This window comes from Streptomyces sp. NPDC059455 (genome assembly GCF_042750115.1).
GTDB lineage: Bacteria > Actinomycetota > Actinomycetes > Streptomycetales > Streptomycetaceae > Streptomyces > Streptomyces endocoffeicus.
In genome coordinates this window covers 1-7,068 of sequence record NZ_JBHYVB010000347.1, presented here as the reverse complement: position 1 = coordinate 7,068, position 7,068 = coordinate 1, and the positions used below count along the sequence as shown (strand labels likewise).

Sequence of the window (7,068 nt, the reverse complement as noted above, 5' to 3'; positions counted from 1 at the left end):
GGCCCGGGGGCGGGGCCCGGGGGCGGGGGCCCGGGGGCGGGGGCCCGGGGGCGGGGGCCCGGGGCGGGGGCCCGGGGCGGCGCTCAGCCCAGCTCGGTCGCCACGTACTTCCGCCACCGCGCCGTGAACTCCCGCATGCTCACCCCGAGCACATTCCGCAGCGCCGACTCCACCGCCCCCGAGCGCTCGTGCGCCCGGCCCACCGCGCGGTAGAAGTCGACCAGCCTCTTCTCGCCCCATGTGTCGGCGATCAGGCGGCAGGCGAGCCAGCCCTGTTCATAGGCGCGGGAGAGGCGGTCCGGGTCGCTGCCGAAGCGGAAGTCGTCGTCGCGCGGGAGCGCGGTGGGCAGCTGCCCCGCGGTGACGGCGTCGGTGAGCTCGGGGGCGATCTGGCGGGGGGCGCGGCCCGGGGTGCGGTAGCCCACCCAGTCGGCGAAGCCCTCGGAGAGCCAGAGCGGGGTGGCGGCGCTGGTGGCGGTGCGGGTGGCCACATGCGCCGTCTCATGGGTGATCACGACGCGCCGGCCGAAGTCGCCGAGGACCTGGTACGCCTCGGGGTTGACGATCACGCGGTCGGCGGGGGTCTCGTCACCGGCCCCGCCGACCTCGCCCGTGGTGACGGCGGCGATCCCCCGGTAGCCGTCCGCGGAGGCGCCGAGCAGGGCGGCCATCCGGCCCAGGGAGGCCGGGACCTCGACCACGACGCGCCCGGCCCACCGGTGGGGCCAGACCTGGCCCAGGACGGGCACCGCCCGGTCCGCGGTGTCGGCGACCGCGCGCAGCACCCGCCGGTCCTGGCCGACGCCCAGGACGAGGCTGTGAGCGCCGCGGACGACGTCGACCGTGCCCTGGTCCCACAACTGCTCCATACCGCGCTTGCCGTCCACCACACCGTCGTCGGAGGCCACGTACCACTGCCCGCCGCGCCGGGCGAGGGTGAGGTACTGGGCGGAGACGACCGGCGCGGTGTCGTACCCCTTCAGCCGGTACCGGAGTTCGACCTGTGCGGCGAGGCTGCGGCCGCCGACCCGCGCGGGGTCGAAGCCGCCGGTGCGCACCAGGCGGTAGGTCCAGGAGCGCAGCGGTACGGCGGACATCTGCCGGAACACCCGCCGCTGCTCGGCCAGATAGCCGGCCGAGCCGCGGTCCACGGTGGCGAGGAAGGCGTCCGCGTCCCGCTCCCGGACCGCCGCCGCCCGCTGGTCCAGCATGCGCTGCACGGCCCGGCCGTCGCGCCCCTCGGGGTCGTCGGGCGCGGGGACGGGGCCGCAGCCGCACAGCGCGGTCATGGCGAACGCGCCCACCAGGGGCGGGCACAACAGCGCCCGCCATCCGCCCGATCTCCACCGACCCGCCACGTCTTAGATCGTACGAGCCCGCGCGCCGGCTTCAGACGCGAGTGATGGAAGAGATCGGCAACATGCCCACGGGGTCGTAGCGGACCCGCGCCCCGGGGTAAGGGGCGTGGATCACCTGTCCGTTGCCCGCGTACATGGCCACATGGCTGGCGTCGGAGCGGTAGACCACCAGATCGCCGGGGCGGGCCTGGGACAGCGGCACCGGCTGCCCGGCGTGCGCCTGGGCCTGGGAGGTGCGCGGAATGGCCACTCCGGCGTGGGCGTAGGCCCATTGCATCAGCCCGGAGCAGTCGAAGGCGGTGGGACCGGCCTGGCCCCATGCGTACGGCAGCCCCAGGGCCGCCCGTACCGCGCCGAACGCCGTGGCGGCCCGCCCCGAGGACGGCACCCCGCCCGGCAGGCCGCCAGGGAGCTCCTCAGGGCCGTAACCGGAATCGGAACCGGAAGGGGCGCGGCCGCCGGGAAGGGCGCCCGGCACCAGCCCGGCGAGGGCGCCGTGCTCCCGTCCGCCCGCCCGCGAGGCACGGCGTGCGTAGCTCTCCCACTCCCCCGGCGGCACCGCGTTCACCAGCCGCCGCGCCGTGGCCAGCCGCCGCTGGACCGCCCGCTTGTGACGGGCCACCTCCTTACGGCTGTGCTCCAGCTTCACCAGCTTGGCCGCGGCCTCCGCGCGCTCCTGCCGCAGCGTCCGCTGGGCGCTCTGGAGCACCCGCAGCTGCGCGGCCTGACGACTGGTGATCCGCTCCAGGGTGGCGGCCCGGTCGAGGTACTGGGCCGGGTCCCCGGACAGCAGCAGGGCGAGGCCCGGGTCGACCCCGCCGGTGCGGTACTGCCCGCCCGCGAGGGCACCGAGCGCCGTCCGCATCCGGTTGACCCGCCCCTGGCCGCGGGCCACCCGGTCCTGGATCCTGCCGACCTGGCGGCGCAGGGCCTGGGCGCGTGTCTCCGCCGCGTTGTAGCGCTCGGTGGCCCGCTCGGCCTGGGCGTAGAGCGTGGCGATCCGGTCGCCGGCGGACCGGGCGGACGGACGGCCCGCCGGGTCGTGCGGCTCGGCACCGGCCGGCACGGCGGACAGCACGGCGGCGGAGGCCACCGTCAAGGCCGCCGAGGCGGCGGACAGCACGGTGGCCCGGCCGGACCGGGGTTTCGCGACGCGGCGACAGGACGCCATGGGAAGCCGCACTCCCTTCCGCAGTGTCGGGCTGAGAACTGCGGGCCGACAGTAGCCGTGGCGCTACCCACGGTCCAACGGCCGTGAGGTGCGGGCACACTGACGCCCCGCCGACTGACGCAGGTCACCGGCGGGGCGGAGGATCAGCGCGGGCGCTGGAGATTCGCCCGAAAGGATTGCGGTTGAGGCGGTTTGAAACCTGGTTCGCGGGACTTCCGGTTCAGACCCGGACCCGGATCAGACCCGGACGCCGAACTGGAACGGCATGTTGTCCATCGACTCGTAGCGCACACCGGCACCGGGCTTGGGCGCGTGCAGCACCTGGCCGCCGCCCGCGTAGAGACCTATGTGGTGCAGGTCGCCGTAGAAGAGCACCAGGTCGCCCGGCTTGAGCTCACCGCGGCTGATGCGGGTACCGGCGTTCGCCTGGTCCTGCGAGATCCGCGGCAGCTGCACACCGGCCTGCTGGTAGGCCCAGCCGGTGAGTCCGGAGCAGTCGAAGGAGGACGGACCGGTCGCGCCCCAGACGTACGGGAGGCCGATCTTCGTCTTGGCGGCGGCCAGCGCGGCGGCGGCACGCCCCGACTCCGGCACCTCGTTGCCCAGGTCCACGCGCTCGCTGGAGCGGTTGGCGCGCTCGGCGTCCTGGGCGGCCAGCTTGGCGCGCTCCTTGGCCGTGAGGGTGTTGAGGAGGTTCCGGGCCTTGGACAGCTTGCCCTGGATCTCGTCCTTCTTCTTGCCGAGCGCCTTACGGGTGTCGGCAAGGTCCTTGAGCTTGGTGGACGCCTCCTCGCGCTGCTGCTTGAGGGTGCGCTGCTTGTCCGCGATCTTCCGCAGGGACTCGGCCTGCTTACCGCTCAGCTGGCTGAGGGTGGACGCCTTCTCGAGGTAGGTGTCCGGGTCGGAGGAGAGGAGCAGCTGCACCGAGGGGTCGATCCCACCGGAGCGGTACTGGGCGGTGGCCATCGAACCCAGGCCGTTGCGCAGCTTGTTCAGGTCCTCCTGGCCGCGCGCCACCTTGTCCTGGAGGTCGCCGACCTGCTTCTCCAGCTTCTGCTGCTTCTCCTTGACGCCGTTGTACTTCTCGGTCGCCTGCTCAGCCTCTTCGTAGAGCTTGTCGACCTGCTCCTTGACGTCCTTCTTGTCCTGCTTCGGAGCGGCCTGGGCGGCCTGGGAAGTGAGCGCGACGGCGGCGGCCGCGGTCGCGGTGAGGACGGTTACCCGAGTGCGGCTCGGCTGCTTGGGTCGACGGTGGGACGCCACGAAGGCGAGCTCCTTCTTCCTCCAGCCGCCTACCGGGAGTTTGGGGGGTTGTGAAGCCCCGGCTCCGCGACAGGGCGCGGACTCGGCGGTACCTTCGCTGTCACCCCGGATGAGTGATCAACCGCGCGAAGGTTCGAGCTGACCATAGTGACCCCGCCGTGATCCGTTCAAATCCCGACGGCAAAAAAGTCGATCCGCGAGGGCATATTTTACAAATATCGCACGGGCAGTGATGACCGATGACGCTCCGCTGACATCACAAGTGCCCCGGGTCAGACTTGTGAAGTCATTCGAAGTGATTCGGGCACCTCAGCCGTGGAGCGGAGAAACGGGGCAACCGGGGCACGGGGACGGACGATTCGGGCCATGACGGCTCAGGATCGGGCAAGCCGCTTCAGCAGCAACGCCGATGCCACGGGGCGCGCTCCGGCGCGCGCCACCCCGTCGGCCACCTCGCGGTCGGTGGACACCACCACCACCGGACGGCCCGGCGGCTCGGCCCGCACCAGCTGCCGGATCAACTCATCGGCCGTCACACCCGGCTTGCTGAACAGCACCCGCACCCCGCGCGGCGGCGCGAGCAGCACCGGAGCGGCCAGCTCCGCCCCGTCGAAGACACAGGTCATCTCCGCGCCCGTCTGGGCCGCGAGCACCGCCAGACCGCCCAGCAGCCGCAGCCGCTGCTTCTCCAACGGCATCGTGGGATAGCCGGTCTTGGTGACGTTGTAGCCGTCCACCACCAGATGCGCCTGGGGCAGCGCGAGCAGCTGATCCAGCAGCGCCGGATCCATCTCCGACAGCGCCCTGGTCGCTATGTCCTTCGGCGTCATCTTCCCCGGCTCCACGGCGTCCACCGTGTCCGCCGGGCGCATCGACGCGGGCGGCAGGGCCAGTTCGCGCCGCAGCCCCTGCGCCGCGTCCAGCACCGTGTCCAGCAGCAGCCGCAGCCGCATGTCCTCCACGCTGCGGCCCTCGCGCACCGCCCGCCGGCTGGCCTCCAGCGCCGACTCCGCCTCCGCGAGCCGGGCCCGCAGCCGCCGGGCCTCGCTGTCCGCGGTGGCCTGACGGGCCACCGCCTCCGACCGTACGGACTCCAGCTCCGCCTCGATCTTGCGCAGCGCCGCCGCGCCCCGCTTCACATCGCTCTGCGCGCTGCGCAGCCTGCGCTGGAGCACGTCGTTCTCCTTGCGGGCCGACTCCAGCTCGGTGCGCGTCCGCTCCGTCTCGTGCCGGGTGGCCGTCTTGGCCTCGGCGAGCTCCTCACGCAGCCGCTGGAGTTCGCGCGCCGCCTCCTCACCGGCCCGCTCGGCGGAGGCCCGCTGGGCCTCCTCGCCCGCCGCCTCGACCAGCTTGACCCAGCCCACCGGGCGCAGCACATACGCCACCGCCGCGACATCCACCGGATCGGCCGCCGCGGGCGGCGAACCACCCTCGATCGCCTCGGCCAGCTCCCGCTGGGTCTCCCGCAGCCGTCCCGCGATCCGCTGCCGGAAGACGGGGTCGCTCTCCACCGCGGCGGCCATCGCGTTCCCCGCGAACTTGGCGCGGCGGGTCGGGGTGAAGCGGGCGTACTGCCGCAGCTGGGCGGGCAGCTCGGTGACCGTCAGACCACCGAAGGCATCCGCGACCAGCGCCACCACGCGCCGTCGCACCCCTTCCGGCAGGGGGCGGTCCAGCGCCTCGGGGACGCCCTCGGCGTCACCGGCCGCCCCGGGGTCACCGGTCCGCTCCACCACCTGTCACCGCTCCGTTCTCAGGCGCTCTGGCCGGTGCTCGGACGATCCACGAGTTCGACCTGGTCGACCGCGTTGCACCAGCGACAACGCACCGACTCAATGGTCTCACTGAGCACCTCGCGTTCCTCGACTCTGGGTTCCCCCGCCAAGTCGAGATGCACATACTCCACGGCTCTGGTCGAGCGGGTCACATCGAACCGGGTGAGATTGCCGCACAGGGTGCAACGCCAGCGGGTCTGGGCGTTCGGCAGGGGCACGGCCATGGTTGCGGGTCCTCGCTTCTCGGCTCGTCGGCGGCGTCCTGTAACCCTACGGCCTGAGCCCTGGCCCGCGCCGGGCCCGGTCCGCCCCCCATGACCCGGCGGAGCGCGGCGAGGCGCTCTGTGGAGGTTGTGCCCGGTACGGAATGATCTGCCCATGATCGAGACGTCGTCGGGGCGCCACCGCCCCTGGATGGCGGGGCCCGGCCGCCCCTGGATGACGTACGGCCTGATCGTCAGCTGCTGCCTGATCTTCGTCCTCGGACCGGCCTCGGGGCTCAACCCCGGCTATGGCTCGGGCGGGCGGCTGGTGGAGGCCCAGTCCACGTACTTCGAGCGCTGGGGGGTGGTGCCCAGCGCCCTGTGGAGCGGCGACCATGATCAGCCGCTCGCCCCGCTGACCGCGCTGTTCGTGCACGGCAACTGGCTGCATCTGCTCGGCAACATGCTGTTCCTCTATGTCTTCGGGGCGATGACCGAGGAGCGGATGGGCCGTTTCCAGTTCGCCGTCTTCTACCTCGCCACCGGCTATCTGGCGCTGCTCGGGTACGCCGCCGCGCACGCCGACTCGGCCCAGTCCCTGGTGGGCGCCTCCGGGGCCATCTCCGGGGTGCTCGGGGCCTTTCTGTGGCTGTTTCCCCGGGCCCGGGTGACCAGCCTCTTCCCGTTCCTGCTCTTCCTCCCGCTGCGCTTTCCGGCCTGGGCGGTGCTGATCTTCTGGGTGGCCCTCCAGTGGCTGGCCGCCCGGCAGGCCGACGACCGCCCAGGCGTCGCCTATCTCGCCCATCTCGTGGGCTTCACGCTCGGCTTTCTCTACGCGTGGGCCCGGTTCGGGCGGAGGGCTAGAGTGGGCGGCGCAGCCAGGCCCAGTGAGGGAGAAAGCCAGCCGTGATCACTTCGATCGTGCTCATCAAGACCAACGTGGACCAGATCCCGGAGACCGCCGAGAAGATCGCCGCGCTGGAGGGTGTGAGCGAGGTCTACTCGGTCACCGGCGCGCACGATCTGATCGCGATGGTGCGGGTGGCCCGGCACGACGACCTCGCGGACATCATCACGGGCCAGATCAGCAAGTTGCCGGGGGTGGCCTCGACCGAGACCCACATCGCCTTCCGGACGTACTCGCAGCACGATCTGGAGGCGGCGTTCGCGATCGGCCTGGACGGCTAAGGGGTGCCCGGCGGCTTCTGACGCCTGCGGCGGGCTGTTCCCCTCCCCGCCCCTTCCCACAACTGGGGCTCCGCCCCAGCCCCCGACCGGACAACCCGGACGCGCACGGG

General features: G+C 72.7%; 7 protein-coding genes. 2 read left to right on the top strand and 5 right to left on the bottom strand.

Annotation, left to right across the window (positions count from 1 at the left end):
• Positions 1-83: 83 nt before the first annotated feature.
• The 5 genes from ACFXB5_RS51640 to ACFXB5_RS51620 form a co-directional block, all read right to left on the bottom strand.
• Positions 84-1,289: a hypothetical protein gene (locus ACFXB5_RS51640; protein WP_385222553.1), complete on the bottom strand. Its 1,206-nt coding sequence runs from the start codon at positions 1,287-1,289 to the stop codon at positions 84-86.
• Positions 1,290-1,389: 100 nt separating this feature from the next.
• Positions 1,390-2,529: an NlpC/P60 family protein gene (locus ACFXB5_RS51635; RefSeq protein WP_385222550.1), complete on the bottom strand. Its 1,140-nt coding sequence runs from the start codon at positions 2,527-2,529 to the stop codon at positions 1,390-1,392.
• A 237-nt stretch (positions 2,530-2,766) separates the two neighbouring features.
• Positions 2,767-3,792 (bottom strand): NlpC/P60 family protein, encoded by a 1,026-nt coding sequence (locus tag ACFXB5_RS51630; RefSeq protein ID WP_385222547.1) that lies wholly within the window; start codon positions 3,790-3,792, stop codon positions 2,767-2,769.
• A 374-nt stretch (positions 3,793-4,166) separates the two neighbouring features.
• On the bottom strand, positions 4,167-5,528 hold the full coding sequence (locus tag ACFXB5_RS51625; RefSeq protein ID WP_385222545.1) for an NYN domain-containing protein: 1,362 nt from the start codon (positions 5,526-5,528) through the stop codon (positions 4,167-4,169).
• 17 nt (positions 5,529-5,545) lie between these two features.
• A complete protein-coding gene (locus ACFXB5_RS51620) occupies positions 5,546-5,791 on the bottom strand; it encodes a hypothetical protein (protein WP_385222542.1) in 246 nt (81 codons plus the stop codon).
• A 154-nt stretch (positions 5,792-5,945) separates the two neighbouring features.
• Between ACFXB5_RS51620 and ACFXB5_RS51615 the strand changes: the two genes are divergently transcribed.
• Both ACFXB5_RS51615 and ACFXB5_RS51610 read left to right on the top strand, forming a co-directional pair.
• Entirely contained in the window at positions 5,946-6,680 is a 735-nt protein-coding gene (locus tag ACFXB5_RS51615; protein WP_385222540.1) for a rhomboid family intramembrane serine protease, read from the top strand.
• Positions 6,677-6,958, top strand: a complete 282-nt coding sequence (locus ACFXB5_RS51610) for an Lrp/AsnC ligand binding domain-containing protein (protein WP_020872014.1) — start codon at positions 6,677-6,679, stop codon at positions 6,956-6,958. Before ACFXB5_RS51615 ends, ACFXB5_RS51610 begins: the two co-directional genes overlap by 4 nt.
• Positions 6,959-7,068: the final 110 nt, after the last annotated feature.

Coding starts and splice junctions, on each gene's coding strand:
- ACFXB5_RS51620 (WP_385222542.1), bottom strand. CDS start 5,791: ATGGCCGTGCCCCTGCCGAACGCCCAGACCCGCTGGCGTTGCACCCTG.
- ACFXB5_RS51635 (WP_385222550.1), bottom strand. CDS start 2,529: ATGGCGTCCTGTCGCCGCGTCGCGAAACCCCGGTCCGGCCGGGCCACC.
- ACFXB5_RS51640 (WP_385222553.1), bottom strand. CDS start 1,289: ATGACCGCGCTGTGCGGCTGCGGCCCCGTCCCCGCGCCCGACGACCCC.
- ACFXB5_RS51615 (WP_385222540.1), top strand. CDS start 5,946: ATGATCGAGACGTCGTCGGGGCGCCACCGCCCCTGGATGGCGGGGCCC.